The 20744-nt window shown below is 69.5% G+C and carries 17 protein-coding genes; 9 read left to right on the top strand and 8 right to left on the bottom strand.

The genetic code is table 11. The annotated features are described in order from the left end of the window. Positions 1 to 154: 154 nt before the first annotated feature. The 5 genes from ACWGDB_RS36110 to ACWGDB_RS36090 all read right to left on the bottom strand — a co-directional run bounded on the left by ACWGDB_RS36110 (position 155) and on the right by ACWGDB_RS36090 (position 5817). The gene (locus tag ACWGDB_RS36110) at positions 155 to 1840 is read right to left on the bottom strand and encodes a hypothetical protein (RefSeq protein WP_453826330.1); all 1686 of its coding nucleotides are present in this window, start codon (positions 1838 to 1840) and stop codon (positions 155 to 157) included. Between the two features lie 102 nt (positions 1841 to 1942). Continuing rightward, positions 1943 to 2713, bottom strand: coding sequence for a succinate dehydrogenase/fumarate reductase iron-sulfur subunit (locus ACWGDB_RS36105; protein ID WP_383603306.1), 771 nt, complete (start codon positions 2711 to 2713; stop codon positions 1943 to 1945). Beyond that, positions 2710 to 4653: a fumarate reductase/succinate dehydrogenase flavoprotein subunit gene (locus ACWGDB_RS36100; protein WP_453826329.1), complete on the bottom strand. Its 1944-nt coding sequence runs from the start codon at positions 4651 to 4653 to the stop codon at positions 2710 to 2712. The genes ACWGDB_RS36105 and ACWGDB_RS36100 overlap by 4 nt, the downstream gene beginning before the upstream one ends. Positions 4654 to 4673: 20 nt before the next feature. Next, positions 4674 to 5495, bottom strand: a complete 822-nt coding sequence (locus tag ACWGDB_RS36095) for a hypothetical protein (RefSeq protein WP_453826328.1) — start codon at positions 5493 to 5495, stop codon at positions 4674 to 4676. Between the two features lie 31 nt (positions 5496 to 5526). Beyond that, entirely contained in the window at positions 5527 to 5817 is a 291-nt protein-coding gene (locus tag ACWGDB_RS36090) for a hypothetical protein (protein ID WP_453826327.1), read from the bottom strand. A gap of 373 nt (positions 5818 to 6190) precedes the next feature. Here ACWGDB_RS36090 and ACWGDB_RS36085 point away from each other — a divergent pair, with 373 nt between their 5' ends. The 8 genes from ACWGDB_RS36085 to ACWGDB_RS36050 all read left to right on the top strand — a co-directional run bounded on the left by ACWGDB_RS36085 (position 6191) and on the right by ACWGDB_RS36050 (position 17603). Beyond that, the gene (locus ACWGDB_RS36085; RefSeq protein WP_453826326.1) at positions 6191 to 8512 is read left to right on the top strand and encodes an ABC transporter substrate-binding protein; all 2322 of its coding nucleotides are present in this window, start codon (positions 6191 to 6193) and stop codon (positions 8510 to 8512) included. Positions 8513 to 8723: 211 nt separating this feature from the next. Beyond that, positions 8724 to 10631, top strand: coding sequence for a translational GTPase TypA (gene typA, locus ACWGDB_RS36080; protein ID WP_453826325.1), 1908 nt, complete (start codon positions 8724 to 8726; stop codon positions 10629 to 10631). A gap of 436 nt (positions 10632 to 11067) precedes the next feature. Beyond that, positions 11068 to 12102 (top strand): ABC transporter permease, encoded by a 1035-nt coding sequence (locus ACWGDB_RS36075; RefSeq protein WP_453826324.1) that lies wholly within the window; start codon positions 11068 to 11070, stop codon positions 12100 to 12102. Between the two features lie 57 nt (positions 12103 to 12159). Beyond that, a complete protein-coding gene (locus ACWGDB_RS36070) occupies positions 12160 to 13968 on the top strand; it encodes an ABC transporter substrate-binding protein (RefSeq protein ID WP_453826323.1) in 1809 nt (602 codons plus the stop codon). Positions 13969 to 14065: 97 nt separating this feature from the next. After that, positions 14066 to 15046 carry an ABC transporter permease gene (locus ACWGDB_RS36065; RefSeq protein WP_453826322.1) on the top strand — a complete coding sequence of 327 codons (981 nt, stop codon included), beginning with the start codon at positions 14066 to 14068 and terminating at the stop codon, positions 15044 to 15046. Between the two features lie 14 nt (positions 15047 to 15060). Then, positions 15061 to 16122 (top strand): ABC transporter ATP-binding protein, encoded by a 1062-nt coding sequence (locus ACWGDB_RS36060; RefSeq protein ID WP_453826321.1) that lies wholly within the window; start codon positions 15061 to 15063, stop codon positions 16120 to 16122. A 36-nt stretch (positions 16123 to 16158) separates the two neighbouring features. Continuing rightward, positions 16159 to 17274 (top strand): ABC transporter ATP-binding protein, encoded by a 1116-nt coding sequence (locus ACWGDB_RS36055; protein WP_453826320.1) that lies wholly within the window; start codon positions 16159 to 16161, stop codon positions 17272 to 17274. Positions 17275 to 17429: 155 nt separating this feature from the next. Beyond that, entirely contained in the window at positions 17430 to 17603 is a 174-nt protein-coding gene (locus tag ACWGDB_RS36050; RefSeq protein WP_453826319.1) for a hypothetical protein, read from the top strand. A gap of 19 nt (positions 17604 to 17622) precedes the next feature. Here ACWGDB_RS36050 and ACWGDB_RS36045 read toward each other — a convergent pair whose 3' ends face one another. Beyond that, positions 17623 to 18363, bottom strand: a complete 741-nt coding sequence (locus ACWGDB_RS36045; RefSeq protein WP_453826318.1) for a methyltransferase domain-containing protein — start codon at positions 18361 to 18363, stop codon at positions 17623 to 17625. A gap of 50 nt (positions 18364 to 18413) precedes the next feature. Here ACWGDB_RS36045 and ACWGDB_RS36040 point away from each other — a divergent pair, with 50 nt between their 5' ends. Further along, positions 18414 to 18809, top strand: coding sequence for a VOC family protein (locus ACWGDB_RS36040; protein WP_453826317.1), 396 nt, complete (start codon positions 18414 to 18416; stop codon positions 18807 to 18809). Positions 18810 to 18828: 19 nt separating this feature from the next. Here ACWGDB_RS36040 and ACWGDB_RS36035 read toward each other — a convergent pair whose 3' ends face one another. Continuing rightward, complete coding sequence (locus tag ACWGDB_RS36035; RefSeq protein WP_453826316.1) at positions 18829 to 19869, bottom strand: amidohydrolase family protein; 1041 nt, start codon at positions 19867 to 19869, stop codon at positions 18829 to 18831. A 53-nt stretch (positions 19870 to 19922) separates the two neighbouring features. Then, a complete protein-coding gene (locus tag ACWGDB_RS36030) occupies positions 19923 to 20678 on the bottom strand; it encodes a metallophosphoesterase family protein (protein ID WP_453826315.1) in 756 nt (251 codons plus the stop codon). Between the last annotated feature and the right edge of the window lie 66 nt (positions 20679 to 20744).

Below are 20744 nucleotides of genomic sequence, written 5' to 3'. Positions count from 1 at the left end.
GGCCTGGGGCGTGCAGTCCGCGGTGGCGGGGCAGGGGGCCGATTCCGGCTCGCTGTCCGGCGTTGCGCCGCGTGGGAGGCCCGGTCGAAGCCCTCGACGTGCTCGCCGGGGCCGCGCGCGGCCTGCGGTGAGCCTGCCCTGCGCCCGCTCGGGCTCAGCCCGTGTCGCCCCGGCGCCCCCGCGTGCGTGGGCCGCCGAAGGTGGCGGGTGGGGCGGTGTTCGGGTCCCCGCCCAGGAGGACGCCGCCCAGGAGTGCGCCGGCGAGGCCGGTGATGTCGTCGGTGGGGCCTTCGATGGGGTTGCCATGGAGGCGGATGTCCTGTTCGGCGAGGGCGTGGGCCTGTTGGGCCAGGGTGTCGGACGTCAGGAGGTCGGCCGGGGAGGGCGGCGATGTCCGGCCCGTAGGGGTGGACAGTGGGGGAGTGAGCAGTCGCCGGGCCTCCGTCAGGCGGGTCCGGGCCTCGCTGCCGACCGCTGCCCGATGCGTCGCGACGACGTCGTCCGCGTCCGCGACGGCACTGCGCGCGCAGAGCAGGGCGGCGGCCGCGATCACTCCGGCCCGCCCCGCGGCGACGGGCACGACGGCCTGCACGATCCGGCGCAGCACGTCGAGGGGGTCGTACGGCCCGGAGGTCAGCTGTTCCCGTACGAGGGCCAGGACGACGTCGGCGTGGGTGACGCGGGCGCGCAGCTCACCGGGAGGAACGTCCGGGTACGGGTCTCGCGCCCCCGTCAGCGACTCCCGCGCCCCGGCGATCTCCACCTCACCGCCGGTCAGCGCGGCCGGCACCGTGGCCGCGGCCATGGCGAGGTTCGCGGCGAGCCGATCCACGCCGTCGATGAAGACGGCGGCCTGGGCGATGGCGCCCTCGGCGGCCCGCAGCCGGCCCGCGGCCCGCTCGTTGTCGCCCGAGTCGGCGGCCTGGCGGGCGTGGTTGAGACGCGTGGTCGCGAACACCAACCGGTCCTTGGCCTGCTCGACATGCCCCGCGACGGCGTCCGTGGCGGACGGGGCGTACCGCTTGCCCAGCTCGCGCAGGGTCGCGTCGGCGCCCCCGGTACGCCCGGTCAGCTCCCGGAACCGGCCCTCGGCGACGACCAGGGCATACCCCAGCCCTCCGCCCAGGCCCTGCTCCAACCCCCGTACCTGATCGAGCGCGGCGGCCTGCGTGTCCAGCAACCGCCCCGCCTCCTCACACCGCCCGACCATCCCCGCGAGCGCATGCCGCCGAGCCGCGGCCTCCTCCGGAACCCCGCCCTCGTACTGCCACCGCATGCGAAAGGCCACCGCCAGCTCGGCCTCGGCGTCCCGAAGGGCCCGAGCGAAGGGCTCGCCCCGTCCGGCCTCGTCGACGCCCTCGACGCGCCCGGCGTGCGCGAGATCCTCCAGCTCGAACCGCCCCTCGACGAACCCCAGCTCCTCCCAGCCCACCCGCACCCAGTCGTCGGCCGCCACGAGCAGTGCCCGAGCCCGCTCATCGAGCTCCCCGACCGGCTGCTCGGCCTCACCCCGACCCGCCGTCCCACCGGGTGTCGTACGCTCCCGCGCCCGCCGTCTGCGCCGCAGGAACCCGTAGCCCGCGAGCGCCGTCGCGGCGACGACGGCCAGCATCGGCACCACCAGATCCGTGCCCGACGTCCCCTCGTCCTCCCCCTGAGCCACCGCACCGGCGACCGGCCGGTCCGTCCCGCCCGAGACCGGCCCCCCGGCACCGACCGTCATCCCGGGCAGCACCAGCCACACCACCCCGACCAGCCCGCCCACCAGCGCATGCGCGACCCGCACCGATATGTGCGAACCACCGCGCCGCGCCCGGCCCCGGATCGAAGATGACGTCACATTTCGGAGCGTATGAGCAGGAATGCAGGGGCGCGACCGGGGTGCGTCAGGGGTGGGGTGGAGTGACGTGCGAGTTTCCCGGCGGAGCCGAGGGCGGGCGGCCTACGAGGACCGCCTCCCGATCTTCGACCCCAGCCACACCAACGGGTCGTACTTGCGGTCGACGGCCCGTTCCTTCAGCGGGATCAGCGCATTGTCCGTGATCTTGATGCCCTCGGGGCAGACCTCCGTGCAGCACTTGGTGATGTTGCAGTAGCCGAGGCCGTGCTCGTCCTGGGCCGTGGCCTTGCGGTCCAGGCCCGACTCCGCGGCCGCGTCGAGCGGGTGCATGTCGAGTTCCGCGACCCGCATCAGGAACCGCGGGCCCGCGAACGCCGGCTTGTTCTCCTCGTGGTCGCGGACGACATGGCAGGTGTCCTGGCACAGGAAGCACTCGATGCACTTGCGGAACTCCTGCGAGCGGTCCACGTCCTCCTGCATCATCCGGTACTCACCGGGGCCCACACCTTCGGGCGGAACGAAGGCCGGAACCTCGCGCGCCTTGGTGTAGTTGAAGCCGACGTCCGTGACGAGGTCCCGCACCACCGGGAACGCCCGCAGCGGTGTCACCGTGATCGTCTCCTCCCGGGTGAACACCGACATCCGCGTCATGCACATCAGCCGCGGCCGCCCGTTGATCTCCGCGGAGCACGAACCGCACTTGCCTGCCTTGCAGTTCCAGCGGACGGCGAGATCGGGGGCCTGGGTGGCCTGGAGGCGGTGGATGATGTCCAGGACCACCTCGCCGTCGTTCACCTCGACCCCGAAGTCCTCCAGGCCGCCGCCCTGCACATCGCCGCGCCACACCTTGAAGCGGGCCTCGTAGCTGCTCACTGGTAGAGCTCCTCCTCGGCGAGGTACTTGACCAGCTCTTCCTTGTCGAAGAGAGCCAGCAGGTCCGGGCGGACGGGGTCGGTGGTCTCCCGCAGCAGGTTGATCTGGCCGCGTTCCGGGTCCGTGGCGGCCAAGCCGCCCGTCGGGTCGGCCAGTTGGCACAGCAGGTTGATGTTGCGCCACGTGCGGTCCATCGTCGGGTGGTCCTCGCGGGTGTGCCCGCCGCGCGACTCCGTGCGTTCCAGCGCAGCCCGCGCCACGCACTCGCTGACCAGCAGCATGTTGCGCAGGTCCAGCGCGAGGTGCCAGCCGGGGTTGAACTGGCGGTGGCCCTCGACACCGGCCCGGCGGGCCCGTACGCGCAGGTCCGCCAGCTTCTCGAGGGCCTGCTCCATCTCGGCCTCGCGGCGGATGATCCCGACGAGGTCGTTCATGGTCTGCTGGAGTTCCTGGTGGAGGGTGTACGGGTTCTCCGGCGGGCGCCCGTCGTCCGCACCCCCGGCCGGCCCCTCCGCCGAGAACGGCCGCAGCGCCTCCGCGGCCGCCGTGTCGACCTGCAGGTCGCTGACCTCGGGGCGTTCGAAGGCCTGCGCCGCCGCGTACTCGGCGGCGTGCCAGCCCGCCCGGCGGCCGAACACCAGCAGGTCGGACAGCGAGTTGCCGCCGAGCCGGTTCGAGCCGTGCATGCCGCCGGCCACCTCACCCGCCGCGAACAGCCCCGGAACCCCGCGCGCCGCCGCCGTGTCCGACTCGACCGCGATGCCGCCCATGACGTAGTGGCAGGTCGGCCCGACCTCCATCGCCTCCGCGGTGATGTCCACGTCCGCCAGCTCCTTGAACTGGTGGTACATGGACGGAAGGCGACGGCGGATGACCTCCGCCGGCATACGGGTGGACACGTCCAGGAAGACCCCGCCGTGCGGGGAGCCCCGCCCCGCCTTCACCTCGGAGTTGATCGCCCGTGCCACCTCGTCGCGAGGCAGCAGCTCGGGAGGCCGCCGGTTGTTGTCCGGGTCCTCGTACCAGCGGTCGCCCTCCTCCTCCGACTGGGCGTACTTCTCCTTGAAGACGTCGGGGATGTAGTCGAACATGAACCGCTTGCCCTCGGAGTTGCGCAGCACCCCTCCGTCGCCGCGCACCGACTCCGTGACCAGGATGCCCTTCACCGACGGCGGCCAGACCATGCCCGTCGGGTGGAACTGCACGAACTCCATGTTGAGCAGCGGCGCGCCCGCCAGCAGCGCCAGCGCGTGGCCGTCGCCGGTGTACTCCCAGGAGTTCGACGTCACCTTGAAGGACTTGCCGATCCCGCCCGTCGCGACGACGACGGCGGGGGCGTCCAGGACGAAGAAGCGGCCCGTCTCGCGGTCGTAGGCGAAGACGCCGGAGACCCGGCTGCCGTCTTTCAGGATCCGGGTGACCGTGCATTCCTGGTAGACCTTGAGCCGGGACTCGTAGTCCCCGGTCTCCTTCTCGTCCTCCTGCTGCAACGACACGATCTTCTGCTGCAGCGTGCGGATCAGTTCCAGTCCGGTGCGGTCGCCGACGTGCGCCAGGCGCGGGTACTCGTGGCCGCCGAAGTTGCGCTGGGAGATACGGCCGTCCTTCGTACGGTCGAAGAGCGCGCCCCAGGTCTCCAGCTCCCACACCCGCTCCGGTGCCTCCTGCGCGTGCAGCTCGGCCATCCGCCACTGGTTGAGGAACTTGCCGCCGCGCATGGTGTCGCGGAAGTGCACCTGCCAGTTGTCGTGCTCGTTGGCGTTGGCCATGGCCGCCGCGATGCCGCCCTCGGCCATCACGGTGTGCGCCTTGCCGAACAGCGACTTGCAGATCACGGCGGTACGGGCGCCTCGCTCACGTGCCTCGATCGCCGCACGCAGGCCCGCGCCCCCGGCGCCGACCACGACGACGTCCCACTCCTGCCGTTCGACCACGGACATCTGTTCAGTCCCCACTCAATCTAGAAGAAGCGCGGATCGTCGAAGACCCCGGACGCGACGAGATAGACGTAGAAGTCGGCGAGCGCCACGCTCACCAGGGACGCCCACGCCAGCTGCATGTGGCGGGCGTTGAGCTTCCCGATCCACTGCCACATGCGGTAGCGCACGGGATGCTTGGAGAAGTGCTTGAGCTTGCCGCCCACGATGTGCCGGCACGAGTGACAGGAGAGGGTGTACGCCCAGATCAGCACGATGTTGGCGAGGAAGACGAGGGTGCCGAGGCCCATGTGGCCCCACTCGTAGTTCTCGTCGCGGAAGGCGAGCACCGTGTCGTACGACAGGATCCCGGCGACCAGGAGCGCGGCGTAGAAGAAGTACCGGTGGATGTTCTGCAGGATCAGCGGGAAGCGGGTCTCACCGGAGTACTTCTTGTGCGGCTCCGCCACCGCGCAGGCCGGGGGCGACATCCAGAAGCCGCGGTAGTAGGCCTTGCGGTAGTAGTAGCAGGTCAGACGGAAGCCGAGCGGGAAGATCAGGATGATGATCGCGGGGGAGATGCCCCACCAGCTCCCGAAGAGGTCCCAGTTCGGCCCCGCGCGCATGGGCTCGCAGTTCTCCGCCAGACAGGGCGAGTAGAACGGGGAGACGTACGGCGCCGCGTAGTAGTGCGCGTTGGCGAAGGCCCGCCAGGTGGAGTACACGATGAACGCCAGCAGACCGGCCGCGGTGGCGGCCGGGGCCAGCCACCAGCGGTCGGTCCGCAGGTGCGGGGCGGAGATCGCGGCGCGCGTACTGGTTCGTACGCCGCCGCTGTTCAGATGGGGTTCCGTACCAGTGGCCAATGCATGACTCCGGTCGGGTCAGGGGGTGGGATCAGGGGGCGCGGCGGTCCCGGGCGCCGAGACCCTCGTCATCCGTGTCGATCCACAGAGAGTCGTCGTACGGCGTGTCGGGGATGGTGACGAGCTCCGGTTTGCGCTGCGTGGCGGGCGTCGCGGCCGCGTCCCGCAGCAGCGCGACGCTCTCGCGCAGATGGTTGGCGTCGGCGCGGACGCGACGCATCTCCAGCCCACCGGTGCCCAGCTGCTTCTCCAGCCGGCCCACGGACCGGGACAGGTCCTCGAGGCAGCGCTGGACCGCTGTCAGTTCGTCGTGCACGGACATGACGTGACCTCACTTCCGTGGGCTCTTCGGCCCTGGGTGGTGACGTTCATGCGCCTGCGAGTGTTGCGCGTCACACCTATCGCTGTGAAGGGATGTGCAGCGATTGGCGGATTGCGCGCCTCCATTGCACGCCCGCACGCGCTCTGTGTACGCCGGAGAGCCGAAAAAGCGCGGGGAGCGTGATTGCGCCGTACGGGAGTGCATTGCTCCGCACGGGTGGCCTTGCACGCTCTGGCCGCCGTGTCGTCTCCGACTGGCGAACCCTTTCCTCTTCAGTGGGTGCCTTAGATCTGATCAGCTCCAAAATACCGCCAAACGTGATCAGAACGCACTTAATGTAACCGGCGGGAGCGGCTCCCCGGAGGTACCTCAGATGTCCTACGACGGCTTCGGACCCAGGCCCGGCCGCAAAGCGGTCATGCGCTCGGTGGCCTTCCTGACCGCCGGTGTGCTCGGCGTGCCCGCGCTCGCCGGTTGCAGCGACCCGGATCCCGCCGGCAAGCCGCTGGCCGGGCAGGACATCGCCCCGGCCGGCCGGGACCGGATCGCCGACGGCGGCACGCTGCGGTGGGCCGTGGACGCCGTGCCCGAGACGCTGAACACCTTCCAGTCGGACGCCGACGCCACCACGACCCGGATCGCGCAGGCCACCCTGCCGTCGATGTTCCGGCTCGACCGGAACGGGCGGCCGGAGCGCAATCCGGACTATCTGGAGTCCGCCAAGGTCGTCGAGACCGAGCCCAAGCAGGTCGTCCTGTACAAGCTCAACCAGCAGGCCGTCTGGAGCGACGGCCGGGAGATCGGCGCCGCCGACTTCGCCGCCCAGTGGCGGGCCCTGTCCGGCAAGGACAGCGCCTACTGGACCGCCCGCAACGCCGGCTACGACCGCATCGAGAGGATCGAGCGCGGCGCCAACGACCTGGAGGTGCGGGTCACCTTCGAGCGGCCGTACGCGGACTGGCAGTCGCTGTTCTCGCCGCTGTACCCGAAGGAGGTCATGGGCACGCCGGACGCGTTCAACGACGGGGCCCGGCGCAAGCTCAAGGTCACCGCGGGGCCGTTCACCGTGAAGAAGATCGACCGCAAGGGCGACGAGGTCGAGCTCACCCGCAATCCCCGTTGGTGGGGGCAGCGCGCCAAGCTGAACGAGATCGTCCTGCGCGCCGTGCCGCGCGAAGAGCGGGCCGCCGCGCTGGCCGCGGGACAGCTGGACCTGGCCGAGATCGACACCGCCGCGGCCCGGCGCATCGCGCTCGCCGCGCCGCCTCGGTCCGCGACCGCCGGCGCCTCCGCCAGTGCTTCCGGTACGCCGCTGATGGGCCCGGAGCCGGGCACCAGGCTGACCCTCGAACAGCGACGGGACCAGGCGAAGTTCCGGGGCTTCGAGGTACGCAAGTCCCTGGAGCCGGCGTACACGCAGCTCGCCCTCAACGGCGGCGACAGTCTGCTCGCCGACGAGCGGGTGCGGCGTGCCTTGGCCCGCGCCATCGACCGCAAGGAACTGGCGAAGCTGGTCCTGGCCCCGCTCGGCCTGCCCACCGAGCCGGTCGGCAGCCACCTCGCCCTGTCCGGCCAGGCCGCGTACGCCGACAACAGCGGTGCGGTCGGCGGCCAGGACACGGCGGAGGCACAGGCGCTGCTCGCGGACGCGGGGTGGGTGCCGGGAGGGCCGGTCAAGAAGAAGAAGGGGGACGGGGAGGGCGCTGCGGGGAGCGAAGCGAAGAAGGGCGACAAGAGCGAGAAGGGCGAGAAGGGCGACAAGAGCGACAAGAGCGAGAAGAGCGGCAAGGGCGAGAAGGGCGAGAAGGAGGCGGACGCCGGGGACAAGTCCAAGTCCGACTCCGGGGAAAAGCCCAAGGCCAAGTCCGACTCCGGCGACGAGTCCAAGTCCAAGTCCAAGGCCACGGCGGACTCGGAGTCCGAGGACGACGGGACGTACATCGTCGGGGACGACAACAAGGCGGGCGGGGACGAGGGGCACACCCAGAAGAGCGACGGCGAGGAAGGCTCGCGGCATCTCGCCCAGGACGGCAAGCAGTACGGCAACAAGCAACTGCAGCAGGGCGGTGCGCCCGGCGCGTACGCCCCACGCGGCACCGCCGCACCGGCGGGCGCGGCGGCCCGGCCGCTGGCCAAGGACGGCGAGGCGCTGGCGCTGCGGTTCGTGGTGCCCTCGGGGGAGGGGTCGCAGACGCTGCGCACGGTGGCGGACCGGATCGGGGTGATGCTGGAGCGGGTAGGTATCCGCACCGACATCGTCAAGGTCTCGGACGAGAGCTACTTCAAGGACCACATCGCTTCCGGCCAGTTCGATCTCGCCCTGTACTCCTGGCCCGCCTCCGCCTACCCGGCGACCGACGCCCGGCCGATCTACGCCAAGCCGGTGCCGGCCGCCGACGGGTCGCTGAACGTCGAGCAGAACTACACGCGGGTCGGGACCGACCAGGTCGACCAGCTCTTCGACCAGGCCATCGCCACGCTCGACGAGTCCGAGGCGCGGGCGCTGATCCGCAAGGCCGACTCGCGGATCTGGGCGGCGGCGGGGTCGCTGCCGCTCTTCCAGCGGCCTCAGCTGACGGCGGCGCGGACGAGTGTCGCCAACGCGGGCGCGTTCGGCTTCGGCACGCCGGTGTACCAGGACATGGGTTTCCTGAAGAAGGGCGCGCACCCGGGGCCGAGCGGGTCGTCCAACTGAGGGGTCTCGCCCCCACCGCCCCACCCGTGCCGTCCACTCCGTCCTGAACGGTCCCAAACAGCACCTGACCTGCACCGACGTATCCCGGCGAGCCCCAGCGGCAGCGGCCACGTACCATGGGGTGAGGCCGTGGCGTGTCCAGCCCGGCAGGGCCCGCGTATCACAGACGTACGCGAGAGCCGTCCTCACCACTCCGGGAGTACGCCGCAATATGGCCACGCGCCACGACATCCGCAACGTCGCCATCGTCGCCCACGTCGACCACGGCAAGACCACCATCGTCGACGGCATGCTGAAGCAGGCCGGCGCCTTCGCCGCGCACCAGCTCGAAGGCGTCGACGACCGCATGATGGACTCGAACGACCTGGAGCGTGAGAAGGGCATCACGATCCTGGCCAAGAACACGGCGGTGAAGTACCACCCGAAGGACGGGGGGGACGTCATCACCATCAACATCATCGACACCCCCGGCCACGCCGACTTCGGTGGCGAGGTGGAGCGCGGTCTGTCGATGGTCGACGGTGTCGTCCTGCTCGTCGACGCCTCCGAGGGCCCGCTGCCGCAGACCCGCTTCGTGCTGCGCAAGGCGCTGCAGCAGCGTCTGCCCGTCATCCTGTGCATCAACAAGACGGACCGCCCGGACTCCCGGATCGACGAGGTCGTCAACGAGACGTACGACCTCTTCCTCGACCTGGACGCCGACGAGGAGCAGATCGAGTTCCCGATCGTCTACGCCTGTGGCCGTGACGGCATCGCCTCGCTGACCAAGCCGGAGAACGGCACGGTCCCGGCGGACTCCACCAGCCTGGAGCCGTTCTTCTCCACGATCCTCCAGCACATCCCGGCCCCGACCTACGACGAGGAGGCCCCGCTCCAGGCGCACGTCACCAACCTGGACGCGGACAACTTCCTCGGCCGTATCGCGCTGGTCCGCGTCGAGCAGGGCGAGCTGCGCAAGGGCCAGACGGTCGCCTGGATCAAGCGCGACGGCTCCGTCAGCAACGTCCGCATCAGCGAGCTGATGATGACCGAGGCGCTGACCCGCAAGCCCGCCGAGAAGGCCGGCCCCGGTGACATCTGTGCCGTCGCCGGTATCCCGGACATCATGATCGGTGAGACCCTCGCCGACACCGAGAACCCGATTCCGCTGCCGCTGATCACGGTCGACGAGCCCGCGATCTCCATGACCATCGGCACGAACACCTCACCGCTGGTCGGCCGTGGCGGCACGGGCAAGGGCGCCGACGCGAAGGCCGCCGTCAAGGACCGCAAGGTCACCGCCCGCCAGGTCAAGGACCGCCTGGACCGCGAGCTGATCGGTAACGTCTCGCTTCGCGTCATCGACACCGAGCGCCCCGACGCCTGGGAGGTGCAGGGCCGCGGTGAGCTGGCGCTGGCCATCCTGGTCGAGCAGATGCGCCGCGAGGGCTTCGAGCTGACCATCGGCAAGCCGCAGGTCGTCACCAAGGACGTCGACGGCAAGACCTACGAGCCCGTCGAGCGCATGACGATCGACGTCCCCGAGGAGCACATGGGCGCGGTCACGCAGCTCATGGGCGTCCGCAAGGGCCGTATGGACAACATGTCCAACCACGGCTCGGGCTGGGTGCGCATGGAGTTCGTGGTGCCTTCGCGCGGTCTCATCGGGTTCCGGACCGAGTTCCTGACCCAGACCCGTGGCACCGGCATCGGCCACTCCATCCACGAGGGCTTCGAGCCCTGGTTCGGCGCCCTGCAGACCCGTAACAACGGATCGCTGGTCGCCGACCGCTCCGGTGCCGTCACCGCGTTCGCGATGACCAACCTGCAGGAGCGGGGCGTGCTGTTCACGGACCCGGGTACCGAGGTGTACGAGGGCATGATCGTCGGTGAGAACTCGCGCTCCGACGACATGGACGTGAACATCACCAAGGAGAAGAAGCTCACGAACATGCGGTCCTCCTCGGCCGACTCGTTCGAGGCGATCGTGCCGCCCCGCAAGCTCTCCCTGGAGCAGTCCCTGGAGTTCTGCCGCGACGACGAGTGCGTCGAGGTGACGCCGGAGGCCGTTCGTATCCGCAAGGTGAACCTGGACGCCCGCGAGCGCGCCCGCGCCGCGAGCCGCGCCAAGCACGGCTGAGTACCGGACGCCTGAGCCCCGGCTCCCCCGTCATGGGGGAGCCGGGGCTTTTTGCAACTCGTTTTCCGGTGGCCGAGAATCGCCGTGCTGTCCGAAATGCGGAGATCCTCGCCCGATACCCATGTAACACGTCCGTTTCGCGACGTTCTTCGACCCAACACTTTGTCCGGATTTTGGAAGGTCTTCACGCCAGCTGTGACTGAATTGAGATTTAAAGACGGTGGTCGGTAGTTGGCTCATGGCAGATAGTTAGCCGCAGCGCTCGGGTCAATGGGTCTCGCACTGTGGGGACAGTGCCGACTCACGAGCAACAGGGGGTTGCCTGATCCTCCGTCAGGGGTGTCGGAGGAAGGGGCGCACACCTCCTACGCGCGTCCGGCTGCGGAGTTCCGCACGCCTCGCTTTGGCATACCCTTACCAGCGAAACGGGCGAAACGTGACAAGTGGTATCGGCATTGAGGGTGGCGGGACCTCGGTCATCGCGGACGGTGCACCAACTCCGGACGTTAAGGCCGAGGACGAGCAGCTGATCGGGCGTTCGCCCGGCCAGCTGATGTGGATCCGCTTCAAGCGGGACCGCACCGGGGTGATCTCGGCGTACGTCGTCATCTTCTTCTTCCTGATCGGCCTGCTCGCCCCGGTGATCTCGTGGCTGTACGGCAAGGACCCGTACACCGTGTACGCCGACGAGCGCCCCGAGCTGTTCGACAGCGCGGGTGTGCCGGTGCAGCCCAACGGCGGGATCAGCGGCGAGTTCTGGTTCGGTCTCGAACCCGGCAACGGGTACGACGTCTTCACCAAACTGCTCTACGGCATCCGGACTTCGCTCGGGATCTCGGTCGCGGTCACCATCGCGACCGTGCTCACCGGCATCCTGCTCGGTGTCACGGCCGGCTATCTCGGCGGCCGGACGGACTACTGGATCAGCCGGGTCATCGACTTCCTGCTGGCCTTCCCGTCGCAGCTGTTCTTCATCGCCAGCATGCCGGTCGTCGTCTCACTGTTCGTCAGCCCGCGTGACGAGACTCCGGTCTACGTCCGGGTGGTCTCCCTCATCCTCGTGATGTGGTTCCTCGGCTGGATGAGTCTCGGGCGGATCCTCAGAGGCACCACACTCGCCCTGCGAGAACGGGAGTTCATCGAGGCGGCCAAGGTCAGCGGGGCCCCACCGTGGCGGATCATCCGCAAGGAGATCCTGCCGAACGTGGTCACGCCGATCCTCGTGCAGGGCACGTACATGCTCCCCAACTTCGTGACCGCCGAGGCCGGTCTGTCCTTCCTCGGCGTGGGCATCGTCGAACCGACGCCGGACTGGGGACAGATGTTCTCCAAGGCGTCCACCGAACTCGTGATGCAGAACGACATCACCTACATGTTCTTCCCCGGCATCTCGATGATCATCTTCATCGTGGCGTTCAACCTGCTCGGGGACTCGGTCAGGGACGCCTTCGACCCCAAGACGGCGCGCTGAACCACTGGTTGGCACTTCCTTCGCACTGGTGACACACAGATGGGTGGAAACTGAGTGATGAGTAGGGGCGGACGCCACGTATACGCGGCAATCTCGGTGCTCGCGGCCGGCGCACTCGTGCTGACCGGGTGCAGCGAGGGCGGCAGCAAAGGCAGCGGCAACGACAAGGAACAGAAGGAGAACGCCGAGCGGCAGCAGGCGGCGATCGAGTTCGGGGACGCCGAGGCGTCCAAGGGCCCCGCAGCCGAGGTCCCCGGCGCCAAGCCCGGCGGCACCATCTCGGTGCTGGCCCGTGACAGTTACGCACACCTCGACCCCGGACAGGTCTACGTCCAGGACGAGATGGCGGTCTCCCAGCTGCTGCACAGAGGGCTGACCGGCTACAAGGCGACCAGCAACGACGGCAGCAAGCACGAGGTCGTCGGCGACCTCGCCACCGACTCCGGTACCACCACGGACGGCGGCAAGACCTGGAAGTTCACGCTCAAGGACGGCATCAAGTTCGAGGACGGCTCCGGGATCACCTCCGCGGACGTCCGGCACACCTTCGAGCGGCAGTTCGCGGCCTTCATCAACCAGGGCCCGCCGTACATCCAGCAGTGGCTGGCCGACACCCCGGGTGCCGACTACCGCAAGCTGCTGCCGGACGGCCCGTTCAAGGGCAAGCACCTGCCGGACAGCGTGCTGGAGACGCCGGACGACAAGACGGTCGTCTTCAAGTTCAAGAACCCGCACCCCGACCTGCCGTACGCCCTGGCCATGACGGGTTACGCCATCGTGTCCGAGAAGGGTGACACCAAGGAGAAGTACGACAAGGACCCGGTGGTGTCCGGGCCGTACAAGATCCAGGAGTTCAAGTCCGGCAAGTCGATGGTGCTCGTCAAGAACGAGAACTGGGACCCGGACACGGACCCGCTGCGGCACCAGTACGTCGACCGGTTCAACATCACGTTCAACCAGCAGTACGAGGACTCCACCAAGGCGCTCCTCGCCGACAGCGGCAGTGACCGGACGGGCGTCAGCTTCAGCAACCAGGTCGACGCGGGCAACCTGACCAAGATCCTGAACGACCCGAAGATGAAGTCCCGCACGGTCTCCGGCTTCCAGCCCTACGTCGGCCAGGTCAACATCAACCTGGCCCACTCGGAGATGAAGGACATCAGGGTCCGCCAGGCCATCGCCTACGCCCTCCCGGTCACGCCGTTCGTGCGTGCCTACGGTGGCACCGACGCGATGGAGGTCGCGGGCGGCATCATCAGCCCGACCGTCACCGGCTACGACCCCGGCTTCGACCCGTGGGGCAAGAAGAAGAAGCCCGCCGGTGACCCGGCCAAGGCCAAGGCGCTCCTGGAGGAGGCCGGCAAGACCGGTCTGAAGCTGACCTTCGGCTACATCAACACGCCCGAGGGCCAGCAGTACTCCACCGCGATGGCGGCGGGCCTGGAGAAGGCCGGCTTCGACGTCCAGCGCCAGGAGATCCCGGCCGAGACCTACTACGACCAGGTCAGCAAGCTGGACAACAACTACGACATCTTCCACACCGCGTGGGGTGCCGACTGGCCGTCCGCCTCGACCGTGATCCCGCCGCTGTACGACGGACGCGCGATCGCCGAGGGCGCGCAGAACTACTCGCAGGTCAACGACTCCAAGGTCAACAGCGAGATCGACCGGATCAACAAGATCACCGACCCGGCCAAGGCGTCGGCGGAGTGGGGCAAGCTCAACGAGTACCTGGTCAAGGACGTCGTCAACGTCGTCCCGACCGCGTACTACAAGCAGACGCAGATCGCCGGATCCAAGGTCGGCGGCCTCGTCTACGACGACATCATCGCCGGCGTCGATCCGCGCCGCCTGTACGTCAAGTAACCCCGCCCGCCCGGCACCCGGTGCGTCCGCCCTCCTTCCCCCAGGGGACGGCGCACCGGGTGCCACCCGGCCCGCCGACGTCTGAGAGCTGCTTGCCATGCTGCGCTTCCTGGTCCGCCGGTCCCTCGGCGCCGTCGTCATCCTCTTCCTGCTGAGCATCGTCGCGTTCCTGCTGTTCTTCGGGATGCCGCGCGACCCGGCGCTCCTGATGTGCGGCAAGACGTGCACCCCGGCCAACCTGGAGAACCTGCACCGGGTGCTGGGCCTCGACAAGCCGATCCCCGAGCAGTACTGGATCTTCCTGACCAACCTCGTCATGGGCAGCGACAACTTCGCCCAAGGCCCGTGCCCCGCCCCCTGCTTCGGCTACTCGTACCACTCCAACGAGCAGGTGTGGGGCACCCTCATGGACCGCCTGCCCACCACCCTCTCGCTCACCATGGGCGGGGCGGTCTGCTTCCTGATCGTCGGGCTGGGCACCGGCCTGATCGCCGCGTGGAAGCGCGGCACGCTCATCGACAAGACCTTCACGGCCGGCGCGATGGTGATCAGCTCGATGCAGATCTACTTCCTGGGCCCGCTGGCCCTGGCGATCCTCGTCTACCAGACCCAAGTCTTCGACAAACCCGCCTACAACGAGTTCACCGAGAACCCGGCCGCCTGGTTCACGGGCCTGATCATCCCCTGGGTCGTCCTCTCCACGATCTTCGCCTCGCAGTACACCCGTATGTCCCGCTCGTCGATGATCGAGCAACTCCAGGAGGAACACGTCCGCACCGCCCGGGCCAAGGGCATGTCACGGCGGTACGTCTTCTTCCGCTACGCCTGGCGCGGCTCGCTGATCCCCATCGTCACCATTTTCGGCATCGACCTCGGCTCCCTGCTCGGCGGTGCCATCATCACGGAGTACACCTTCGGTCTTCCGGGGCTCGGCCGACTGGCGGTGGAGTCGGTGTTCTTCAGCGACCTGCCGCTGCTGCTGGGCGTGATGCTGTTCTCCGCCACCATGATCCTGCTCTGCAACATCGTCGTCGACGCGACGTACGCCTTCATCGACCCGCGCGTGCGGTTGTCCTAGGTAGGAGCACTGACGTGACCACTCTGACCAAGGAGGCCGGCGCCCCGGTCCCGGCCGACGCGGACGCGTTCCTGTCGGTGCGGGACCTGCACGTCAGCTTCAAGACCGAGGACGGCATCGTACGGGCCGTGGACGGGCTCTCCTTCGACCTGGAGCGCGGCAGCACGCTGGGGATCGTCGGCGAGTCCGGCTCGGGCAAGTCGGTGACGAACCTGACGATCCTCGGGCTGCACAACCCCATGTTCACCACCGTCGAGGGCGAGATCCTCCTGGAGGGCCGGGAGCTCACCACGGCCCGGGAGTCCGAGCTGGAGAAACTGCGCGGCAACAAGGTCGCCATGATCTTCCAGGACCCGCTCACCGCGCTGTCGCCGTACTACACGGTGGGCCGGCAGATCGCCGAGCCGTACATGAAGCACATGCGCGTCTCGAAGAAGGCCGCCTGGGAGCGGGCGGTGGACATGCTGGGTAAGGTCGGCATCCCCAACCCGAAACAGCGGGCGAAGGACTATCCGCACCAGTTCTCCGGCGGTATGCGCCAGCGCGCGATGATCGCGATGTCGCTGGTCTGCGACCCGGACCTGCTGATCGCCGACGAGCCGACCACCGCGCTGGACGTCACGGTCCAGGCGCAGATCCTGGATCTGCTGAAGGACCTGCAGCGGGAGTTCGGCTCGGCGATCATCTTCATCACCCATGACCTCGGGGTGATCGCCGACATGGCCGACGACATCATGGTGATGTACGCGGGCCGGGCGGCGGAGCGCGGCACGGTCAACGAGGTACTGAGGGCGCCGCAACACCCGTACACCTGGGGCCTGCTGAACTCGATGCCGCGCCTGGACTCGGACCCGCACACCCCGCTGGCCCCGATCCCCGGCACTCCGCCGTCCCTGCTGCGCCCGCCCTCCGGCTGCCGCTTCCACCCCCGCTGCACGTTCCAGGACCGGGTCGGCGGCACGCGCTGTGCCACCGAGGTCCCGTTGCTGGGCCCGGACCGCTCCTCGGCCTGCCACTTGACGGCGGACCAGAAGCGGACCATTTTCACCGAAGAGATCAAGCCCCGACTGCACTAGCGCCCCGATCAGCCCCGTCTGAGGAGGACTACGGCTATGACAGAGGACCTCGTCCTCCCCGCCCCCCGCGGGGCCGCCATCGACGCGTCCGGCGAACCGCTGCTGGAAGTGGCAGGGCTCGTGAAGCACTTCCCGGTCAAGGGCGGCTTCCCGATCCGGCGGACCGTCGGCCAGGTGCAGGCGGTCGACGGCATCGACCTGACGGTGCATGTCGGCGAGAGCTTCGGGCTGGTGGGGGAGTCGGGCTGCGGCAAGTCGACGACCGGACGGCTGATCACCAAGCTGATGGAGCCGACGAGCGGCCGGATCGCGTATCGGGGCAAGGACATCACGCGTGCCACCCGCAGGCAGCTGGCGCCGATCCGTTCCGAGATCCAGATGATCTTCCAGGATCCGTACTCCTCGCTGAACCCGCGCCAGACGGTCGGGAAGATCATCTCCGGCCCGATGGAGATCAACGGGATCGAGCCGGACGGCGGAAGGGAGAAACGGGTCAGGGAGCTGCTGGAGATCGTCGGCCTGAACCCCGAGCACTACAACCGCTTCCCGCACGAGTTCTCCGGCGGTCAGCGCCAGCGCATCGGCGTGGCACGGGCACTGGCCCTCGAACCGAAGCTGATCGTGGCCGACGAGCCGGTCTCCGCGCTGGACGTCTCCATCCAGGCACAGGTCGTCAACCTGCTGCAGAAGGTCCAGCAGGAACTGGGCATCGCCTTCCTGTTCATCGCCCACGACCTGGCCGTCGTACGGCACTTCTCGCAGCGCGTCGCGGTCATGTACCTCGGCAAGGTCATCGAGGTCGGCGACCGCGACTCCATCTACACCCGCCCCCGGCACCCCTACACCCACGCCCTGCTGTCCGCGGTGCCCGAGGTGAGCGTGGCCGACGAGGACGCTCCGGCGCGCGAACGGATCCGCCTGGCCGGCGACGTGCCGTCCCCGATCTCCCCGCCCTCCGGCTGCCGTTTCCGCACCCGCTGCTGGAAGGCCCAGGACAAGTGCGCGGCCGAGGAACCCCCGCTGATCCAGATCGACGGCAACCACGACGGCCACCTGACGGCCTGCCACTTCCCGGAGGAGCCGACCATCGAGGCGCGCGACGAGGACATCGTGCTGGATCCGGCGCTGGCGGCGCTGGAGTCGGACGACTAGGCGCTGGACTGTCGGGAGCCGACCGTACGTTGGGCGCATGTCGATAACTGGTGGCCTCAGCCTCGACGTCTCCGGTCTGCGGCAGCGGGAGGAGACGGCGCGGGTCGCCGAGGCACTGACCGCTTTTCCTCACCGAGCACGATCTTGAGAGGGGCGTGACGGTCGGAGAGGGCGCGTTCGCGGGGCAGGTCTCCGCGTGGAGCGCGTACCCCGTCATCGTGATCTGCTTCGGCGGCTGGGCCGACAAGATCGAGCAGGCGGCTCACGACACCGTGCGCGCGGTTGCTCCAGCCGCGCGGGTCGACCTCCGGTGGAGCTTCGAGGACTAGGACGACTAGGGCGGGGGCCCTAGGAGGCCCGCCGGGCCACGGTGATGATCTCCGGAGCGGCGGGCGTGACCGGCGTCCGCGCCCAGTCGCCGTACTGGTCGGCGATGGTGAGGCCGGCTTCGTGGAGGAAGGCGGACAGGGCGTCGGGGGCAAGGAAACGGAGGGTGGTGCGGCTGACGGCTGGGGCCGGCCAGCTGTCGCAGGCGTACGTCTCCACAAAGGTCACCCGGTCTCCGACGGCAGGTCCTTCGACGTCGTGCCATACGCGTACGGCGTTCCCGTCCGCGCCGGTGACCGTGCGGACCCTGTCGGGCGTCCACGCCTCCCAGGCCCGCGCGGCGGGATTCCGTGTCTCGAACACGAACCGCCCGCCTGGACGCAGGGCCCGGTGCACGGCGCGAAGTGCGGCCCGCAACTCCTCGTCACACACCAGCACCTGGAACGCGTGCCCGGTCATCACGACCAGGTCGAACTCCGCGCACCAGTCCCGCGTCCGCAGATCCCCGAGCACCCATTCCACGTCGGTGTCGTGCCGCCGCGCCTCCACCAGCATGGCGGCGGCCGGATCGAGCCCCACGAGCCGCCCACGGTGACCGTCGGCACCGGCGCGCCGGAGCAACTGGCCCGTACCGCAGCCGACATCGAGCACCGCGCCGGCGGTACGCACGAGCCCGAGGTAGAAGTCGTCACCCGGGCCCCAGGGGTTCAGGGTGTCGTACCAGGCGGCGAGCGCAGGATCCGCGAACGACCGATCGACCACGCGCGGAAGTCTGCCACAACGAACTCGAACACGAAGGAAGGGTGCGGGAGTTGCTGCATCATGTCGAGCTGTGGGTGCCGGACCTGGGGCGTGCGGTCACGTCGTGGGGGTGGTTGCTGGAACGGCTGGGCTACGAGCCCCACCAGGACTGGCCGGCAGGACGCAGCTGGCGCGCGGTGGAGACGTACCTCGTGGTCGAACAGTCGCCGGCGTTGCGGGGCGACCGGCACGACCGGCTGCGCCCCGGCCTGAATCACCTGGCCTTCCACGCGCCGGGCGGCCGGGCGGGCCTCGACACACTGGTCGAGGAGGCGCCGCGGCACGGCTGGAGCCTGCTCTTCCCGGATCGGCATCCCTATGCGGGAGGGCCCGAGCACCACGCCGCCTATCTGGAGAACGACGACGGCTTCGAGGTGGAGTTGGTGGCGCGCGAGCCCAGGCCCTGAGCCCTGCCGTCGTCGACGCTCAGCGGACGACCCGTCCCCGCAGCACGATCCTCCGCGGATGCCGCAGCACCCCCGGCTCCACCCGCGGATCCGCGTCGTACACCGTCACGTCGGCAAGCCCGCCCTCCACCAGCCCGGGCAGACCGAGGAAGTCCCGCGCCGTCCAACTCGCCGCACCCACCGCCACGTCGGTCGGCAGACCCGCGGCGACGAGGTGTTCGACCTCGGTGGCCACGTTGCCGAACGGGGCGGAGTCGGTGCCGGCGAGGACACGGACGCCGGCGTCGTGGGCCTCGCGGACCCGGCGGATCATGATGCGGTGGCCTTCGTGCCAGAGGCGCCCGCGGGGGTTGTCCTTGATGTCCGGCACGCGGCGCGCGAAGGTCGTGAGGGTGGGGACGTAGACGGTCCCGTGCGTGGCCATCAGCTCGACGCACTCCTCCGGCATGCCCATCCCGTGCTCGATCGAGTCGACGCCGGCCCGCGAGGCGTTCAGCACGCCGCGCGCCGACTGGCAGTGCGCGGCGACCCGCCCCCCGACCGCGTGCACCGCGTCGGTGACGGCACGCAGGATGTCGTACGGCACCGGATCCGATTCGTAGTCCCAGTCGCCCATCAGCTTGCACCAGCCGTCGTGGGCCTTGGTCTCCGCGACGGCGGCGGCGACGAGGTCGTCGGTGACGGTGTGGAAGCCGGCGCTCTTCGACAGCCCCGCCCACGCCAGCCATCGCCCCGCCGTGATCATGCGCGGGGAGTCGGGGGCCTCGCGCAGACCCGCAGGGATCTCGCCCAGCAGCCCCGGGAACCGCAACGCCGTCGTCCCCGCGTCCCGGTGCGCCGCGATCTGCTCGGCGAACGCCTCGGGGTCGAAGACGGGTTCGTCCTCGGACGGGGACCCGGGGTGCGTGTGGACGTCGACCAGTCCCGGCAGCAGATAGCCGCCGTCGGCCACCGTCTGCGCGTCGCCGGACGGGCGGTCGAAGGTGATGCGGTCGCCGAGAAGCCAGAGGTCGCGGTGGATGCCGTCGGGGAGGACGGTGCCGCGCAGGTGGAGGGCCATCTGTCTCAACCTAGGGGATCGGTGGGGGAGTTGTCGTGTCCGCCGTACCGTGCTCAGCCCTCGCGACTGTCCCGGCGCGCGAAGGCCACGAAGGCCTCCGACTCGGTGGCCCGGGCGTTGAGGAAGTAGTCGGCCCACTCGGCGGCCTGCTCGAAGGCGGAGTCCGCGACGACGCGGGCGGCCGCGGCCGCCACGTCCAGCAAGGTGCGCCGCAGCTCCACCCCCGGTCCGAGGAGCGCCCAGTGCGCCCCGAGCCTGCCGTACGGCATCCCGACGCTGCCCGGGTTCACCACGAGGCGCCCGGCGGCGAGGCGGGTGAACGGCATGTGGGTGTGGCCGCACACGACGGTGGTGACGGCGGGGTCGACGTCCGCGAAGACCTCCGCCCACCGCTCGGCACGGGAGTCGACGAGCACGACCTCCTCGTCGTCACGCGGCGTCGCATGGCAGAAGAGCACCTCGCCGAGGCCGTCCACCACAAGCGTGAGGGACGTCGGCAGCTGCTCCAGGAAGGCGACCTGATCCTCGCGGAGGCTCTCGGCGGCCCACGGTCCGATGGGGTCGGGGATCGACGTACGCAGTCCACGCCGGTACTCGACGAGTTCACGGTCGGCGTTGCCCCGGATCCAGGCCGCCCGGTCGCCCAGGCCCGTCAGCAGGTCCATGACCTGGGCGGGCTGCGGCCCGCACGCGATGTCTCCGGTGAGCACGATCAGGTCCGCCGCCGCGACCTCCGGTTCCGCCAGCACCGCTTCGAGGGGGGGCAGCACGGCGTGGATGTCGGAGAGCACGGCCACTCGGTTCACCATGGGCCCCAGTATCCCGGGCCCCTGACCGAGAGATGAGGGCCCGTGCGCACCCCATGGGGTGCGCAC

It is taken from the genome of Streptomyces sp. NPDC055013 (assembly GCF_053608645.1).
The sequence above is the reverse complement of the archived record's forward strand: the minus strand, read 5'-3'. Positions and strand labels throughout refer to the sequence as shown.

Coding starts and splice junctions, on each gene's coding strand:
- ACWGDB_RS36100 (WP_453826329.1), bottom strand. CDS start 4,653: ATGTCCGTGGTCGAACGGCAGGAGTGGGACGTCGTCGTGGTCGGCGCC.
- ACWGDB_RS36090 (WP_453826327.1), bottom strand. CDS start 5,817: ATGTCCGTGCACGACGAACTGACAGCGGTCCAGCGCTGCCTCGAGGAC.
- ACWGDB_RS36085 (WP_453826326.1), top strand. CDS start 6,191: ATGTCCTACGACGGCTTCGGACCCAGGCCCGGCCGCAAAGCGGTCATG.
- typA (WP_453826325.1), top strand. CDS start 8,724: ATGGCCACGCGCCACGACATCCGCAACGTCGCCATCGTCGCCCACGTC.
- ACWGDB_RS36070 (WP_453826323.1), top strand. CDS start 12,160: ATGAGTAGGGGCGGACGCCACGTATACGCGGCAATCTCGGTGCTCGCG.
- ACWGDB_RS36065 (WP_453826322.1), top strand. CDS start 14,066: ATGCTGCGCTTCCTGGTCCGCCGGTCCCTCGGCGCCGTCGTCATCCTC.
- ACWGDB_RS36055 (WP_453826320.1), top strand. CDS start 16,159: ATGACAGAGGACCTCGTCCTCCCCGCCCCCCGCGGGGCCGCCATCGAC.
- ACWGDB_RS36035 (WP_453826316.1), bottom strand. CDS start 19,869: ATGGCCCTCCACCTGCGCGGCACCGTCCTCCCCGACGGCATCCACCGC.
- ACWGDB_RS36030 (WP_453826315.1), bottom strand. CDS start 20,678: ATGGTGAACCGAGTGGCCGTGCTCTCCGACATCCACGCCGTGCTGCCC.